This window comes from Kitasatospora sp. NPDC001527, assembly GCF_040298605.1.
In the GTDB taxonomy this organism is placed as follows: domain Bacteria; phylum Actinomycetota; class Actinomycetes; order Streptomycetales; family Streptomycetaceae; genus Kitasatospora.
Genome location: NZ_JBEPAM010000007.1, coordinates 1 through 15804, shown reverse-complemented (window position 1 = coordinate 15804; position 15804 = coordinate 1). Strand labels below are relative to the sequence as shown.

The 15804-nt window shown below is 73.1% G+C and carries 15 protein-coding genes and 1 tRNA gene; 9 read left to right on the top strand and 7 right to left on the bottom strand.

Features of this window, described 5'->3' with window-relative positions:
• Window positions 1–104 precede the first annotated feature (104 nt).
• From ABT238_RS09420 to ABT238_RS09410, 3 genes are all read left to right on the top strand, one after another.
• Window positions 105–1022 (top strand): ABC transporter ATP-binding protein, encoded by a 918-nt coding sequence (locus tag ABT238_RS09420; protein ID WP_350567232.1) that lies wholly within the window; start codon window positions 105–107, stop codon window positions 1020–1022.
• Window positions 1019–2167, top strand: coding sequence for an ABC transporter permease (locus tag ABT238_RS09415; protein ID WP_350567229.1), 1149 nt, complete (start codon window positions 1019–1021; stop codon window positions 2165–2167). Before ABT238_RS09420 ends, ABT238_RS09415 begins: the two co-directional genes overlap by 4 nt.
• A gap of 101 nt (window positions 2168–2268) precedes the next feature.
• On the top strand, window positions 2269–2673 hold the full coding sequence (locus ABT238_RS09410; RefSeq protein WP_350567226.1) for a globin: 405 nt from the start codon (window positions 2269–2271) through the stop codon (window positions 2671–2673).
• A gap of 55 nt (window positions 2674–2728) precedes the next feature.
• Here the strand turns inward: ABT238_RS09410 and ABT238_RS09405 are convergent, their stop codons facing one another.
• The 5 genes from ABT238_RS09405 to ABT238_RS09385 all read right to left on the bottom strand — a co-directional run bounded on the left by ABT238_RS09405 (window position 2729) and on the right by ABT238_RS09385 (window position 8338).
• Entirely contained in the window at window positions 2729–3418 is a 690-nt protein-coding gene (locus ABT238_RS09405; RefSeq protein WP_350567224.1) for a DUF8185 domain-containing protein, read from the bottom strand.
• A 55-nt stretch (window positions 3419–3473) separates the two neighbouring features.
• Complete coding sequence (locus tag ABT238_RS09400; protein WP_350567221.1) at window positions 3474–3914, bottom strand: acyl-CoA thioesterase; 441 nt, start codon at window positions 3912–3914, stop codon at window positions 3474–3476.
• A gap of 113 nt (window positions 3915–4027) precedes the next feature.
• A complete protein-coding gene (ettA, locus tag ABT238_RS09395) occupies window positions 4028–5692 on the bottom strand; it encodes an energy-dependent translational throttle protein EttA (protein WP_350567219.1) in 1665 nt (554 codons plus the stop codon).
• Between the two features lie 200 nt (window positions 5693–5892).
• Entirely contained in the window at window positions 5893–7383 is a 1491-nt protein-coding gene (locus tag ABT238_RS09390) for a Cys-Gln thioester bond-forming surface protein (RefSeq protein WP_350567216.1), read from the bottom strand.
• A gap of 361 nt (window positions 7384–7744) precedes the next feature.
• Window positions 7745–8338 (bottom strand): single-stranded DNA-binding protein, encoded by a 594-nt coding sequence (locus ABT238_RS09385; RefSeq protein ID WP_350756345.1) that lies wholly within the window; start codon window positions 8336–8338, stop codon window positions 7745–7747.
• 644 nt (window positions 8339–8982) lie between these two features.
• Here ABT238_RS09385 and ABT238_RS09380 point away from each other — a divergent pair.
• Window positions 8983–9058 (top strand) — tRNA-Arg (locus tag ABT238_RS09380).
• A gap of 166 nt (window positions 9059–9224) precedes the next feature.
• Here the strand turns inward: ABT238_RS09380 and ABT238_RS09375 are convergent.
• Window positions 9225–9863, bottom strand: a complete 639-nt coding sequence (locus tag ABT238_RS09375) for a TetR/AcrR family transcriptional regulator (protein ID WP_350567211.1) — start codon at window positions 9861–9863, stop codon at window positions 9225–9227.
• A 110-nt stretch (window positions 9864–9973) separates the two neighbouring features.
• Here ABT238_RS09375 and ABT238_RS09370 point away from each other — a divergent pair, with 110 nt between their 5' ends.
• The 3 genes from ABT238_RS09370 (at window position 9974) to ABT238_RS09360 (ending at window position 12146) form a co-directional block, all read left to right on the top strand.
• On the top strand, window positions 9974–10534 hold the full coding sequence (locus tag ABT238_RS09370) for a GNAT family N-acetyltransferase (RefSeq protein WP_350567209.1): 561 nt from the start codon (window positions 9974–9976) through the stop codon (window positions 10532–10534).
• Between the two features lie 119 nt (window positions 10535–10653).
• Window positions 10654–11463, top strand: coding sequence for an enoyl-CoA hydratase/isomerase family protein (locus ABT238_RS09365; RefSeq protein WP_350756343.1), 810 nt, complete (start codon window positions 10654–10656; stop codon window positions 11461–11463).
• A gap of 95 nt (window positions 11464–11558) precedes the next feature.
• Window positions 11559–12146 carry a phosphatase PAP2 family protein gene (locus ABT238_RS09360; RefSeq protein WP_350567203.1) on the top strand — a complete coding sequence of 196 codons (588 nt, stop codon included), beginning with the start codon at window positions 11559–11561 and terminating at the stop codon, window positions 12144–12146.
• A gap of 30 nt (window positions 12147–12176) precedes the next feature.
• Here ABT238_RS09360 and ABT238_RS09355 read toward each other — a convergent pair whose 3' ends face one another.
• Window positions 12177–13394: an acyl-CoA dehydrogenase family protein gene (locus ABT238_RS09355; RefSeq protein ID WP_350567200.1), complete on the bottom strand. Its 1218-nt coding sequence runs from the start codon at window positions 13392–13394 to the stop codon at window positions 12177–12179.
• Window positions 13395–13519: 125 nt separating this feature from the next.
• Between ABT238_RS09355 and ABT238_RS09350 the strand changes: the two genes are divergently transcribed.
• Both ABT238_RS09350 and ABT238_RS09345 read left to right on the top strand, forming a co-directional pair.
• Window positions 13520–14146, top strand: a complete 627-nt coding sequence (locus ABT238_RS09350) for a TetR family transcriptional regulator (RefSeq protein WP_350567197.1) — start codon at window positions 13520–13522, stop codon at window positions 14144–14146.
• A gap of 102 nt (window positions 14147–14248) precedes the next feature.
• Window positions 14249–15703, top strand: coding sequence for a cellulase family glycosylhydrolase (locus ABT238_RS09345; protein WP_350756341.1), 1455 nt, complete (start codon window positions 14249–14251; stop codon window positions 15701–15703).
• The last annotated feature ends 101 nt before the right edge of the window (window positions 15704–15804 follow it).

The following is a 15804-nucleotide window of genomic DNA, read 5'->3' as shown; positions in this document are numbered from 1 at the left end:
CGGCCGACCACCGGCCACCCCGATCGACACCGTTGTAAAACTGATCATCAAATGATGCTCAGACGGCTCCCCCTGACGGCCTGCCGCCCCTACGCTCGGTCGCTATGACTGCTGCAATATCCGCCGACGGAATCCGTCAGCGGTACGGGGACGTGCAGGCCGTCGACGGGGTGTCACTCACCGTCGAGGCCGGCGAATTCTACGGAATCCTCGGGCCCAACGGCGCCGGGAAGACCACCACACTGGAGATCCTGGAGGGAATCCGCAAACCCGACGAGGGCCGGATCGAGCTGCTGGGCCTGGCGCCCTGGCCGCGCAACCCCCGGCTGCTGCCGCGCATCGGCGTCCAGTTCCAGGCCTCCGCCTTCTTCAACAAGCTCACGGCGCGGGAGACCATCCGCACCTTCGGCTCCTTCTACGGCGTCGGCCCCAAGCGCGCCGACGCGATGCTGGAGCGGGTCGGCCTGACCGAGTCGGGCGGGGTGATGACCGACAAGATGTCCGGCGGCCAGGCCCAGCGCCTGTCGATCGCCTGCGCCCTGGTCCACGGCCCGGAGCTGGTCTTCCTGGACGAGCCCACCACCGGCCTCGACCCGCAGGCCCGCCGCAACCTCTGGGACCTGCTGCGCGACATCAACGCCGAGGGCCGCACCGTCGTGCTCACCACCCACTACCTGGACGAGGCCGAGGTGCTCTGCGACCGCGTCTCGGTGATGGACCGGGGCCGGATCCTGCGGACCGGGGCGCCCGCCGCGCTGGTCCGCGAGATCGACGACACCGTCCGGGTCAGCGTGGAGTCCGGCCTGCTGGCCCTGGGCACCGCGCGCGAACTGTTCACCGCCGCCGGGGCGGAGATCTCCTCGCTGGAGGACGACGGCGTCTCGCTGTCGCTGTCCACCCGCCTGCCGGGACCGGTGCTCTCCGTGCTGGCCGAGCAGGGCGCGCTGCGCGGCCTGGAGGTCCGCGGCGCCACCCTGGAGGACGTCTTCCTCCAGCTCACCGGACGGGAGTACCGCGCATGAGCGCCGAGCCCACCACGGCGGCCCCCGAGGCCGCCCCCGCGCCGGGCGGCACTCCCCCGGCGCCCGTCGAGCGCGAGCGGGTCTCCGCCTTCGCCAGCCTCTCCCGGGTGATGCTGGTCGCCTTCGTGCGCGACCGCGCCGCGCTGTTCTTCGTGCTGCTCTTCCCGCTGATGTTCCTGGTGCTGCTCGGCACCCTGCTCAAGGGCGCCTCCAGCCCGCACGCCAAGGTGGAGCAGGTCGGCGCCGTACGAGTGCTGGACTCGGTCCAGGGCGAGGCCCGGGCCGGGCTGGAGCAGGTGCTGACCATCTCCAGGGGCGACGACGAGGCCGCCGCGCTGGAGAAGGTCCGCAAGGGCGACCTGGACGCGATGATCAAGGAGGGCCCGGACGGCCGGGTCGTGGTGCGCTACAGCGCCGCCGACCAGGTCCGGGCCGGCTCCGTCCAGGGCATCGTCAACTCCGTGGTCCAGCAGGCCAACCAGGCCACCAGCGGCAAGCCGCCGGCGTTCGTCCTGGAGAGCAGCCAGGTCGAGGACGAGTCGCTCAAGCCGATCCAGTTCCTCACCCCCGGTCTGCTGGGCTGGGCGGTGGCGACCGGCGCGGTGTTCAGCGCCGCGCTGACCCTGGTCGGCTGGCGGCAGAAGAAGGTGCTGCGGCGGCTGCGGCTCGCCCCGGTGAGCGCCGGGGCGATCATCGGCTCCCGGGTCGCCGTCTCGGTGCTGACCGCGCTCGCGCAGACCGCGATCTTCCTGGGCGTGGCCACCCTGCCGTTCTTCGGGCTGAAGCTCACCGGCGACTGGTGGCTGGTGGTGCCGCTGGTGGTCTGCGCGACCATCGCCTTCATGTCGATCGGCCTGCTGGCCGGCTCGATCGCCAGGACCGAGGAGGCGGCCAACGGCCTCGCGCAGATCATCGTGCTGCCGATGTCCTTCCTGTCCGGCTCGTTCTTCCCGACCGACGACATGCCGAGCTGGCTCAGGGCGTTCTCCGAGGTGCTGCCGCTGAAGCACCTGGTCACCTCGGCGCAGTCGGTGCTCTCCCGGGGCGGCGGCGTGATGGACGCGCTGCCGACCATGGGCGGGCTGCTGCTCTTCGCCGCCGTGCTGACCGGCATCTCCTGGAAGCTGTTCCGCTGGGAGGACTGAGCACCCCGGCGAGCAATCGGTGCCGTGCGGGGTCGTACGTCCGCGGACCTGGTCCCCAGGTCGCGGTGTACGGCCCCGCCGCCGTCTGCGACCATGGTCGGGTGAACGAGATCCGGCGTGGCACGCTCAGCGAGGAGACCTTCTTCGAGCAGGTCGGCGGCGAGCCGACCTTCCGGCGGCTGGTCCACCGGTTCTACCAGGGCGTCGCCGGGGACGAGTTGCTCCGGCCGATGTACCCCGAGGAGGACCTCGGCCCGGCCGAGGAGCGGTTCGCGCTCTTCCTGATGCAGTACTGGGGCGGCCCGCGCACCTACAGCGAGCAGCGCGGCCACCCGCGGCTGCGGATGCGGCACGTGCCGTTCAAGGTGGACCGGGCGGCGCACGACGCCTGGCTGAAGCACATGCGGGTGGCGCTGGACGAACTGGGCCTGCCGCAGGACGCCGAGCGGCAGCTCTGGGAGTACCTCACCTACGCCGCCGCCTCGATGATCAACACCGAGGGCTGACCGGGGCGTTGCCCCCATGGGGCCCCCTCCGAGGGCCCCGTCGCGAGGCCCGCCGCTAGCCGATCGGGCTGAGACCGAGGCCCGCGCCGGGCGCGGCCGCCGTGCGGACCGCCACCGACCCGGCCGGGGCGGACAGCCGCAGCCAGCCGCCGGCCCGGTGCACGGTCAGCGGGGCCTGCGGGGCCAGGAAGCCGATCACCTGGGCCGCGTGGGCGGCGCGCAGCGGCAGTTCGGGCAGCGCGCCCACCGGGCGGGACCAGATCTCGTCGGCCAGCGCGTCGAGCACCGCGCGGGTCCGGTGGTGCGCCGGGACGGCCTCGCTGCGCTCGCGGAACTCCCGCACCGCGGCCGCCACTTCCTGGCGCACCCGGGCGGCGGGCGGGGTGCCCACCGGCCGCCAGCCGGTGCGCGGCGGCAGCAGCCCGGCCCAGGCCGGGCCGGTGACCGGGGCGGGCAGCGCGACGGCGTCCGCCGCGGCGTCCACGCCGTCCAGCAGCTGCCCGGCCGAGACCGTCAGGTCCAGCGGGCCGTCCAGGCGGGCCAGTCGCGCGGTGCGCACCACGAGCGCGCCCGAACCGCCCAGCGGCAGCCGCCCGAAGACGGCCAGCACGCCGCCGTCCGGCCGCGGCACGCCCTGCATCCGGACCGCCGCCGCCTTGTCGAAGCGCAGCAGGCGGACCAGGAAGGCGGCCAGGTCGGCGGCCTCACCGGTGTCGGCGAGGGCGAGGGCGGCGGTTCTGTTCAACGCTTCGGCTCACATCCGGGCATCGGGCGTACGGGTACGGCGGGGGCGGGCGCGGTCAGACCGCGACGGCCGGCTCCTCGTCCATGAAGCGCGTCAGGAACTCCCGCTCCACCTGGCTGATCCGGCGCGGCCGGCCCTCGGCGAGGTCGTAGGGCACGACCACGGTGGACGCCCGGACGTAGACGGTCTCGGTGCCGTCCTCGGCGGTGTCCTTGATCTCGTAGGAGACGGTCAGCGAGGCGCCGCCGATCCGGGTCACCCAGGTCTCGACGGTGACCGGCTCGGGCCGGTGCACCAACGGGCGCTTGTAGTCGATCTCGTGGCGGGCCACCACCGAACCGCCGGCGAACTCGCCCGCGCCGGCCTCGGCGGCCTGGGTGAACATGAAGTCGATCCGGGCCTCCTCCAGGTAGCGCAGGAAGACCACGTTGTTGACGTGCCCGAAGGCGTCCATGTCGGACCAGCGCAGCGGGCAGGCGTAGATGTGGCGTGCCACGGGTTCTCCTCGACGTCCGGTGCCCGCCGGCGGTGCGTGCCGGTCGGGCGGCGGCCCGGCGGGCCGGCCCGCACGGGGCGGGCGGCCTGCCGGGCCGTCGTCACGACTGGGTGTCAGCCGCGGGTCAGCTTCTTGTAGGTGGCCCGGTGCGGACGGGCCGCGTCCGCGCCCAGCCGCTCGATCTTGTTCTTCTCGTAGGACTCGAAGTTGCCCTCGAACCAGAACCACTTGCTCTCGCCCTCGTAGGCGAGGATGTGGGTGGCGACCCGGTCCAGGAACCAGCGGTCGTGCGAGATGACCACGGCGCAGCCGGGGAACTCCAGCAGCGCGTTCTCCAGCGAGGAGAGGGTCTCGACGTCGAGGTCGTTGGTGGGCTCGTCGAGGAGCAGCAGGTTGCCGCCCTGCTTCAGGGTGAGCGCCAGGTTGAGGCGGTTGCGCTCACCGCCGGAGAGCACGCCGGCCGGCTTCTGCTGGTCCGGGCCCTTGAAGCCGAACGCCGAGACGTAGGCGCGGGACGGCATCTCGACCTGGCCGACGTTGATCCAGTCCAGACCGTCGGAGACGACCTCCCAGAGGGTCTTCTTCGGGTCGATGTTGGAGCGGGTCTGGTCGACGTAGCTGATCTTGACCGTGTCGCCGACCTTGACCGAGCCGCTGTCCGGGGTCTCCAGGTCCTGGAGCATCTTGAACAGGGTGGTCTTGCCGGCGCCGTTCGGGCCGATGATGCCGACGATGCCGTTGCGCGGCAGGGTGAAGCTGAGGTCGTCGATCAGGACCTTCTCGCCGAAGGCCTTGTTGAGGTTCTCGACCTCGATGACGACGTTGCCCAGGCGCGGGCCCGGCGGGATCTGGATCTCCTCGAAGTCCAGCTTCCGCATCTTGTCGGCCTCGGCGGCCATCTCCTCGTAGCGGGCCAGACGCGCCTTGGACTTGGCCTGGCGGCCCTTGGCGTTGGAGCGGACCCACTCCAGCTCTTCCTTGAGCCGCTTGGCGCGCTTGGCGTCCTTCTGGCCCTCGACCTTGAGACGGGACTGCTTGGTCTCCAGGTAGGTGGAGTAGTTGCCCTCGTACGGGTACGCGCGGCCGCGGTCGAGCTCCAGGATCCACTGGGCGACGTTGTCCAGGAAGTACCGGTCGTGGGTGACGGCGACGACGGTGCCCTTGTACTTCTCCAGGTGCTGCTCCAGCCAGTTCACCGACTCGGCGTCCAGGTGGTTGGTGGGCTCGTCGAGCAGCAGCAGGTCGGGGGCCTCCAGCAGCAGCTTGCAGAGCGCCACGCGGCGCTTCTCGCCACCGGAGAGCTTGGTGACCGGCCAGTCGCCGGGCGGGCAGCCCAGGGCGTCCATGGCCTGCTCCAGCTGGGCGTCCAGGTCCCAGGCCTCGGCGTGGTCCAGCTCCTCCTGGAGCTTGCCCATCTCGTCGAGCAGCGCGTCCGAGTAGTCGGTGGCCATCTGCTCGGCGATCTCGTTGAAGCGGTCGAGCTTGCCCTTGATCTCCTTGACGCCGTCCTGGACGTTCTCCAGGACCGTCTTGGACTCGTCGAGCGGCGGCTCCTGGAGGAGCATGCCGACGGTGAAGCCGGGCGAGAGGAAGGCGTCGCCGTTGGAGGGCTGCTCCAGGCCGGCCATCATCTTCAGCACGGTGGACTTACCGGCGCCGTTGGGGCCCACGACGCCGATCTTCGCTCCGGGGAGGAAGCTGAGCGTCACGTCGTCAAGGATGACCTTGTCGCCGTGCGCCTTGCGCACCTTGCGCATCGTGTAGATGTATTCCGCCACGTGAGATCGCTCCGGCGTCGTCGGGAGTAATTCGGCTTGCAGCCTTCCATTGTGCCGCACCCGACCCGGAGCCCCGAACCGCCGGGTACCCGGCGCAAGAGCCCCGCCGGGGTATCGCGCGCACGGCGCGGCCCGGCCCCCCGCACGCGTGGTGCGGGGGGCCGGGCCGGGTGCTACCGGATCACGGTCCGGGTGGTGCCTCAGGCGGCGTTGCCACCGCGGCGACGGCGCAGCAGGAAGACCGCGGCACCGCCGGCCACGACCAGACCGCCGGCGACGGCGGCGATCACCGGGGTGGCGTCACTGCCACCGGTCTGGGCCAGGCCACCGGTGGTGCCGGGGGCCGTGCTCGGCGGCGCCGGGTGCGCGGCCGGGGTGGTGGCGGTGGCGGTGGCCGACGGGGTGGCGCTCGGGGTGGCCGGCTTGCTGGTGGCGGTGGTCGGGGCCGGGGTGGTCGGCGCCGGGGTCGACGGCTTGGTGGTCGGGGTGGCCGACGGGCTCGGCGTGGTCACGCTGGCGGTCTTGCAGTCCAGGATGCCCTTGAAGTTCTTGGTGAAGCCGTTCGGGCCGGTCACCGTGATGTCGTAGGCGGTGTCCTCGGCGACCTGGACGACCACGGACTCGATCTTGCCCGGCTGGACGGTGACGTCCTTGCCCGGCTTCACCGAGACGGTGGCGGCCTCGTCGCCGCCGTTGGCGACGAAGACCTTGACGCCGTTGGCGACGCACTCGACGACCGCGTTGCTGTCGATCTGCGGGCCCTTGGCGGCCTTCCAGGCCGCCTTGACGGAGTCCTTGACGCCGAGCTTGGTCGACCCGGCCAGGATCATGGTCTGGCTGTGCTCGGCCGGGGTGTAGCCCTTGCTGAGGAAGACCCGGCCGCTGGGCACGACGGTCTCGGCGGAGGCGTCGACGGTGGCGGCGCCGTCCGGGGTGCCCTCGGGGACGTCCAGGAACAGCTGGGTGTCCTTGGCGACCGGGCCGGTCAGGCCGGTGACCGGCTTGCCGTCCTTGTCGACCAGCTTGACCTTGTCGGCGGAGTCGCCGGAGACGGCGAGCTTCACCTCGTTGGCGCTGGAGTTGACGGTGAACGGACCGAGCTTGGCGCCCGGCTTGCCGGACACCGAGTCCGGCGTGAGGCTCAGCGAGGGCTTGGGCTCGGCGGCGATGCCCTTGTTCTTCTCGCTGACCAGGTAGTCGCGCAGCTGCTTGGCCTCGGCGTCGACCGGGATGGCGTTCTTGCCGTCGGAGAACTTCCAGATCGCGGCCTGGGTGCCGGCCGCGGCGTCCTCCTTGGTCAGCTCGCCCTTGACGCCGGCGTCGGTGGCCAGCTTCTTGAGGTCGGTGACCTGCGGGTAGGAGTTCTCCAGGATCCAGCGGATCTTGGAGGCGTCCTCGGCCTTCTCCGGGCGGCCCAGCGAGCTCGACTTCCAGTCGGACTCCTGGTACTCGATCTTCTTGGTGATGTCGACGGGGTGGTCGATGTCGATGCAGTACGTCTTGATCTCGCCGTCGGACGTCCTGAGGGTGAAGAGGCCGCCCTGGATGGAGTGGCTGCCCTCGATGGCGATCTCCTCGCTCATCAGGGTCGGCTGGATCACTGCCGTGACGGCGCCTCCGGGGGCGTCGGCCGCAGCCGCCGCACCGGCCGCGAACAGGCTCGAACCCAGCACCACGCTGGTCGCGAGCATGACAGTAGTGATACGGGGAAGCGTCCGCCCCTGCCTCTGCAACATCTTGGGATCCCTCCGGGCCGGGCCATGCCGATGGGCAGCCCGCCTTGCTTGCCGCGCCCCCTGTGGCGCTGCTTCACGATGTGAACCAGACGCATCCTATGGAGCGCCAGGGGCCCGGAAACCCCTATGCGAAATCAGGACGATACCGTATCTGGATCGTTATCAACCCTCCCAGTGTCTCCACAAGCTGACGGGCGGCCAGAAATTCGGGATCATTCCGCTAACGGGAACGGGATTGCGCGTGCGGGTCGCAACACCCTTCTCGATTCACATATTTGTCGACAGTGTCACCGCCCGCCGGACGCCCCGTCACCCGCTAGGCGTCACCCGCGCTCTCCCCCTCCGCCACCGCCCCGTCGCCCGCCCCGGCCGGCCGCCGGCCGCGCAGGGCGTCCACGATCCACCCGGGCACCGGTTCGCCGAACGGCGCCCCGCCCGCCCCGGCCGCCCCCTCCGGCCCACCCGCGCCGACGGGCGCCCGGCCCCCGGGGCCGCCGGGGGATCCGCCCGGCGGCCCACCCGCGGATCCGCCCTGGAATCCGTTCCGAACCCCCGGTGCCCAGCTGAACCTCGCCGTGCCGCGGCTCAGATCGTGCCCGACCGATCGGGCGTCGATCTCGACCCGGCTCCGCCGCACCTCCCCCTCCGCCCACTCCCGCACCCGCAGCCTCCCGCTCACCACCACCGGGTCCCCCTTCGCCAGCGAGTCGATCAGGTGCCCCGCCAGCGCCCGCCAGGCCGTCACCGTGACCCACTGCGTCTCCCCGTCGACCCAGCCGTCCTTCGCTCGGTCGTAACGCCGCTCGGTCGACGCCAGCCGGAAGTTGGCGACCGGCACCCCGCCGGGGGTCTGGGCGTACGTCACCTCGGTGGCGACATTCCCGATCACCGTCACCTGGGTCTCGTTCACAACACGCTCCGCTCTCTCGGTTGCACCGTACGGAATCGACCGGTGCGCCTTGAGAGTGCGCTTCCCGGAAAATGCGCACCAGGGAGATCCGGAATCCTGTGGACAACTCGGGCCTGTGGAAAGCACTTGTCGCCCGCAGGGGTGAATTTCAGCCTTTGTGTGACCATCACACCCGTCCTCTGCGGGGCCATGACAAGAATCCCCTGGCCGCCGCGCCGCCCCCGGACACCCCCAGGGGTGGCCCTGCGGACCGTCCGCGCACGTCATCCGACCGAACGAACCCGAATACGGCCCCCCACCCGCGTCGATGCCGGCCTCGGCCGCGGCGCTTTCTCCGTGCCGAATCCATAACGGGTGGGCAGACAGCCCCGTAACGAGTGCACAACGTCCGGCGCGGAACACCTCCAGACCGCTGCACTCACGGCCTTCACCTGCGATTATCGGACCGCTCCACCGAGGCCGACACACCAACGGCGGTGTCGCAACACCCGGCCGAGGAACGGGACACCCTTATCCTGTCCCCGACAGGGCAAGGACCCGCCAACCCCCGCATCCAACCCTCAGGCACGGGACGGACAGCGGGCGCCGCGCGCCCACCGCCCGATCCCGCCAGTGGTCGCGCCCATCCGGGCGCAACCCGTCCCGCCCCCATAGCTCAGCGGATAGAGCACCCGCCTTCTAAGCGGTAGGTCGCAGGTTCGAATCCTGCTGGGGGCGCCATGCCACACGGTGCCGCGGCCGACGCCGCGCACTTCGCGCTCCGCGCGCATTTCCCCGCCCGGCACCGAGCGCGCATAACCCGTGACCTTGCGTGTCATGCACTCTCCGAAAAGACCCGGCCGGGAAATTCCGGTGCCGGAAAACACCCCGGACGGACCCGCGGCGGCTACGCCGGCGGACCGCCCGCGTCCCCGCCCGCCACCAGCCGGGCCAGATAGCCCTCCACCAGCTCCGTCTGCCGCTCCGCCGGGAACTCCGCCGGGGCGAACAGCGCCTGCACCACCAGCCCCAGCACGAAGGCCTGGGCCGCCGCCGCGACGTCGGCCGCCGGCGGGCCGGCCGGCAGCTCGCCGAGCCGCCGCGCGGCCCCGACGCACTCCTCCAGCAGGCCGCGCGCCCGCGCGTACCGTGCGGCGTGCGCCCCCGCCAGCTCCGGATCGGCGAGCGCGACGTCCCACGAACCCACCCAGATCCGGTTGCCCGCCCGGCCCGGCGCGTCCAGCGGCAGCACGTCCAGCAGCGCCGCCCGCAGCCGGGCCAGCCCCTCGGGCGGCGGCGGCCCCCCGTCGGCCGGCGCCAGCCGCCGCGGCCGGGCCAGCGAGCGCCGGTCCAGCACGTCCAGCGCGTGCGCGACCAGCGCCTTCTTGCTGGGGAAGTAGTGCGTCAACAGCCCGGTGGAGGCGCCCATCTCGGCGGCCACCGCACGCAGCGTGAGCCCCTCGAAACCCCGGGTGGACAGCACCCGCCAGACCGCCTCGGAAACCTCGGTTCGGCGGGCTTCATGATCTCCACGGGCCGGTGTCATGGGGTTATCTTACGTACCAAACGTTTGTTACGGACGTCGCGCCGCCCACCCACGGACCACCGACCGCCCCCACCGACCACCGACCGCCCACCGCCGCGAAAGGCCCGCCCATGTTCGCCGTCCCCCTCGCCGAGAACGCCGAGCTCCGCCCGCTGGAGCCCTGGCAGGCGCCCGAGTACCTGGAGCACATCGAGCGCGGCCGCGCCCACATCGATGCCTGGATCGGCTGGGCCGCCCTCGCCACCGACCTGGAGTCGGCCCGCGCCGTCCTGCAGCGCTACGCGGACCGGCAGGCCGCCGACACCGCCCGCCTCTTCGGCATCTGGCTGGACGGCACGCTGATCGGCGGCGTGATGTTCGTGCAGTTCGACGCCAAGGCCGGCAACTGCGAGATCGGCGTCTGGACGGAGCCCGCCGGCCAGGGCCGCGGCCTGATCAGCACCGCCGTCCGGCACCTGATCGACTACGCCTTCACCGTCCGGGGCATGCACCGGATCGAGTGGCACAACCGGCCGGAGAACGTCCGCAGCCGCGCGGTCGCCCAGCGCCTCGGCTTCACCCTGGAGGGCGTCCTGCGGGAGAGCTACCTGCACGGCGGCGTCCACCACGACGGCGAGGTCTGGTCGCTGCTGACCCACGAGTGGAAGCCGCAGGGCGCCCCCGCCTCCTGAGACCCGACGGCACGGCACAGCAGCACGACAGCACGGCGGCGGGGCCGGAGGACCCACCGGCCCCGCGGCCGCCGCGCTCTGGGAGAGTGTGCGCACCCGCTACCCTCCCGGAGGTGCTCATGGCCACCCGACCGCTGCTGCGCGAGCGCGCCGCGCTGCCCACCGAGACCGACGGCCTCAACGCCCGGATCGGCCAGGACGGCGTCGCGGTGCTGGAGTTCGACCGCCCGCACCGGCGCAACGCCGTCACCCTGGCGATCTGGCAGGCGCTGCCCGGCGTGCTGAAGCGGCTCGCCGAGGAGCCGGGCGTACGCGCCCTGCTGGTCACCGGCGCGGGCGGTACCTTCAGCGCCGGCGCGGACATCGACGAACTCGCCGACGTCTACGGCGATCCGGACCGCGCCGACGCCTACCACGCGGTCAACGTCGCCGCCGAGGAGGCGCTGGCGGCCTTCCCGCACCCGACGATCGCCGTGGTGCACGGCGCCTGCGTCGGCGGCGGCTGCCAGCTGGCGCTCGCCTGCGACCTGCGCTTCGTCGCCGAGGACGCCCGGCTCGGCATCACCCCCGCCAAGCTGGGCGTGGTCTACCCGGCGGTGCCGACCCTGCGGCTGGCCCGGCTGGTCGGCCCGGCCCGCGCCAAGTACCTGCTGTTCTCCGGCGAACTGCTGCCCGGCCCGCAGGCGGCCGCCCTCGGTCTGGCCGAACGCGTCCTGCCGGCCGCCGAACTGGACGCGGCGGCCCTGGAGTTCGCCCGCCTGCTGACCACCCGCTCGCCGCAGACCATCGGCGCCGTCAAGGCCGCGCTGGCCGTCCCGCCGGAGCAGGCCGCCGCCGCCCTCGCCCCCTGGGAGCGCCGCTCGCGCGAGGCGCCCGACGTCCGCGAGGGCCTCGCCGCCTTCCTCGAACGCCGTCCGGCCCGGTTCTGAGCCCTGCCCGGGGCCCTCCAGGTCCGCCGCCGATACGATCACGCGATCGAATACGACCGGTCCCCGCCCGGACCCGCCCCTTGGAGCACCACGCGATGACCGCCACCACGCCCGCCACCCCGTGGGCCCGCCGGATCACCGACGGCCTGGAGCCGAAGAACGTCATCATCGCGATGCTGCTGCTGCTCGGCGGGGCGCGCCACGGCTGGACCGGCCTCGGCTGGGCGGCGTTCGCCGCGCTCTTCACCGCCGTGGTCCCGACCCTGCTCATCCGGTTCGGGATGCGCCGGGGCACCGTGGACGACCGGCACGTCGGCAACCGCCGCCGGCGGCTGACGCTCTTCCCGCTCATCATGCTCTCGGTGGCGGCCGGCCTCGCGGTGATGCTCCTCGCGCACGCGCCGCGCGACCTCACCGCGGTGGTGCTGGCGATGTTCGCCTCGCTGGTCCCGATCCTGGTGATCACCGCCTGGTGGAAGGTCTCGGTGCACACCGCCGTGGCGGGCGGCGCGGTGGTCTGCCTGGCCGTCGCGCTCGGGCCCTGGTGGCTGCTGCTGTCCCCGCTGGTCGCGGTGATCGGCTGGTCCCGGGTGGTGCTGCGGGACCACACCGCCGCGCAGACCGTCGTCGGCACGGCGGTGGGCGCCCTCTCGGCCGGACTCACCTTCTGGGCCGCCCGCTGAGGCGTGTCCGACCGCTCCCGCCGGCCCGGGTCAGCGGATCGGCAGCCCGGAGATGGCGCGGGAGATGACCAGCCGCTGGATCTCGCTGGTCCCCTCGAAGACCGAGTAGATCGCGCTGTCCCGGTGCATCCGCTCGACCGGGTACTCCCGGGTGAAGCCGTTGCCTCCGAGGATCTGCATCGCCTGCGCGGTGACCCACTTGGCGGTCTCGCCCGCGTAGAGCTTGGACATCGAGCCCTCGGCGGCGGTGAACGGCTGCCGGGTGGCGGCCATCCAGGAGGCCCGCCAGACCAGCAGCCGGGCCGCGTCGATCCGGGTCCTCATGTCGGCCAGCTGGAAGGCCACGCCCTGGTTGTCGATGATCGGGCGGCCGAACTGCACCCGGGTCTTCGCGTAGTCGAGCGCCACCTCGTAGGCGGCCCGGGCGATGCCGATCGCCTGCGCGCCGACGGCCGGCCGGGAGGCCTCGAAGGTCGCCATCGCGGCGTTCCGCCCGCCCTTGCCGGCGCCCTCGCGGGCCCGTGCCAGGCGCTCGTCCAGCTTCTCCTTGCCGCCGAGCAGGCAGTGGCCGGGCACCCGGACGGAGTCCAGCACCACCTCGGCGGTGTGCGAGGCGCGGATGCCGTGCTTCTTGAACTTCTGCCCCTGGGCGAGGCCGGGCGTGCCCGGCGGCACCACGAAGGACGCCTGCCCGCGCGCGCCGAGCGCCGGGTCGACGGTGGCGACGACCACGTGCACGGCGGCGATCCCGCCGTTGGTGGCCCAGGTCTTGGTGCCGTTCAGCACCCACTCGTCCTTGGCCTCGTCGTACACCGCCCGGGTGCGCAGCGCGGAGACGTCGGAGCCGGCATCCGGCTCGGAGGAGCAGAACGCGGCCACCTTGACCTCCTCCGGGGTGCCGAACATCTGCGGCGCCCAGGTGCCGATCTGCTCGTCGGTGCCGTTGGCGAGCACCGCGACGGCGGCGAGGGTGGTGCCGACGATGGACAGGCCGATGCCGGCGTCGCCCCAGAACAGCTCCTCCATGGCGATCGGGATGCCCACGCCGGAGGGGTCGAAGTACTGCTGGGCGTAGAAGTCGAGCGAGTAGACGCCGAGCTTGGCGGCCTCCTGGATGATCGGCCAGGGGGTCTCCTCCCGTTCGTCCCACTCGGCGGCGGCGGGGCGGATCACGTCGGCGGCGAAACCGTGCAGCCAGTCGCGGACGGCGAGCTGGTCCGGACCCGGGTCCAGCGAGAAGGTGCTCATGGGTGGGGGCCTCCGAAGAAGAGTGCGACCGACCGGGGTGTTACCACCGGTAACATCGTCGGAGTCTGCTACTGCTTGGTAACCGGTGTCAACGCCCGCACACACACGGAACGAGGGAATCGCGCATGGAACCGGAACCCCGCCGGGAACAGCTGCTCAACGCCGCCGACCGGGTCGTCCAGCGCGAGGGGCCCGGCGCCAGCATGAACGCCATCGCCGCCGAGGCCGGCATCACCAAGCCGATCCTCTACCGGCACTTCGGCGACCGGAACGGCCTGGTCCGGGCCCTGACCGAGCGCCACACCGGCGGGCTGCTGGCCGCCGTCCGGGCCGCGCTCGCCGAACCGCTGGAGCGCCGCGACCGGGTCGAGCACGTGCTGGACACCTACCTCGCCGGGATCGAGGCCCGCCCGCAGGTCTACCGGCTGCTCACCCACCCGGAGCCGGGCGATCCGAGCGGCGCGGGCAACGCGCTGGCCCCGGCGCTCCAGCAGATCGCCGAGGAGATCACCCGGGCCATCGCCGACCAGGTCGACCTCGGCGCCGACCGCGAACTGCTCGCCGAGGCCTGGGGCCGGTCCATCACCGGCATGGTGCTGGCGGCCGGCGACTGGTGGCTGGAGTCCCGGCCCTGCTCGCGCACCCGGATGGTCCAGGCGCTCGCCGACCTGCTCTGGGGCCGACTGGCCGCCGCCGCCGACCTGCCGACCGCGGCCCTGCCCACCGGCCCGGCACCGGAGCAGACCGGCTGAGGGCGGCCCGGCGCCGGAGCGGGCCCCGCCCCCGCAGTCTTGTGGCGGACACGCCCGCCCCGGCATCATCGGGCCCCACCCTCACCCGCACCGGAGGTCCCGATGCGTCCACGCCGCACCGCCGCCGCCCTCCTGCTCACCGCCGCCCTCGCCCTGCCCGCCGCCCCGGCCCGGGCCCACTCCCCGTCCCCCGCACCGGCGTTCCCCACCGGCACCGCCACCGCCCCGGACGGCCGCACCGACCTCACCGACGCCGCCGGCCGCCGCCTCCAACTGCGCGGCTTCAACCTCGACAAGTACGCCGAGGCCACCGAACAGGACGTCAGGTCCATCGCCGCGCAGGGCTTCACCCTGATCCGGCTGCCGGTCTCCTGGACCAGGCTGGAGCCCACCCGGGGCCGTCTCGACCCCGCCGAGCTGCGGCGGCTGCACCGGCTCCTCGGCTGGGCCGACCGCTACGGCGTGCTCGCCCTGGTCGACTTCCACCAGGACGTCTACGGACCGTGGTTCGGCGGCGGGGACCGCGGCATCCCGCCCTGGGCCACCCGCGACGACGGCCTGCCGTTCGAAGCGGACCCGGACGACTGGTTCGCCGGCTACTTCCAGCCCGCCGTCCAGGCCGCCTTCCGGCACCTCTACGACGACCCCGACCTGCGCGCCTGGCAGGCCGACTTCTACACCCGGCTGGCCCGCGAACTGCGCGGCCACCGCTCACTGCTGGGCTACGACCTGTTCAACGAGCCGTTCGGCCCGGTGGACGGCGACCCGGCCGACCCGGAGGTGCTGGCCCGCTCCGCCGCCGTCCTGGAGCAGGGCCGGCTCGCCGCCATGTACCGCCGGCTGATCACCGCCGTGCGCGAAGTGGACACCCGCGCCTGGCTGTTCGTCGAACCGACCGTGCTGGTCGGCCAGGGCGTCCCCACCCGGCTGCCCGGCTTCGACGACCCGCGCCCGGGCACGCCCCGGCTCGGCTACGCGCCGCACTTCTACGACACCGCCGTCGAGTCCGGGGCCGACTGGGACCCCTCCGGCGGCTTCGTCGAGCGCTACACCGCCGCGATCACCGGCTACCCCGCCGCCCACCGGCTGCCGGTGCTGGTCGGCGAGTGGGGCCCGCCGGACTCCCGCCGGCCCGGCAACGCCCTGCTGGTGCGCCGCCAGGTCGACGCGATGGACGGCTTCGCGGCCGGCTGGGCGCTGTGGTACTGGTGCCGGGGCAACGGCGGCTACTGCGCGCTCGACCCCGCCGGGCGGCCCGCCCCGGGCGAGGAGCCGGCCTTCGGCCCGTACCCGGTCGCGGTCGCCGGCACCGCCGCCCGCACCACCGCGGACGGCTCCCGGCACACCGTCCGCTGGGAGACCGACGGCACCGGCCGGGCCACCGAGATCGCCCTGCCGGCCGCCGGGTTCCCCGCCGGCGCGCGGGTCACCGTCCAGCCGGCCGGCGCCCGCGCCGAGGTCGGGCAGCCGGGCGGCGAGCGGGCCGGCCACGTCCGCGTCCGGCTCCCGCACGCCCGCCCGGGCACCCCGGTCACGGTCACCCTCGAACCGCGCTGACGCCGGGGCCCGGCGGCATGCCGACCTCCATCACGACCGGATAGTGGTCCGACAGCAGCACGCCGCCGGCCCGGTTGATTCCGAGGACGGTGGGATTCGCG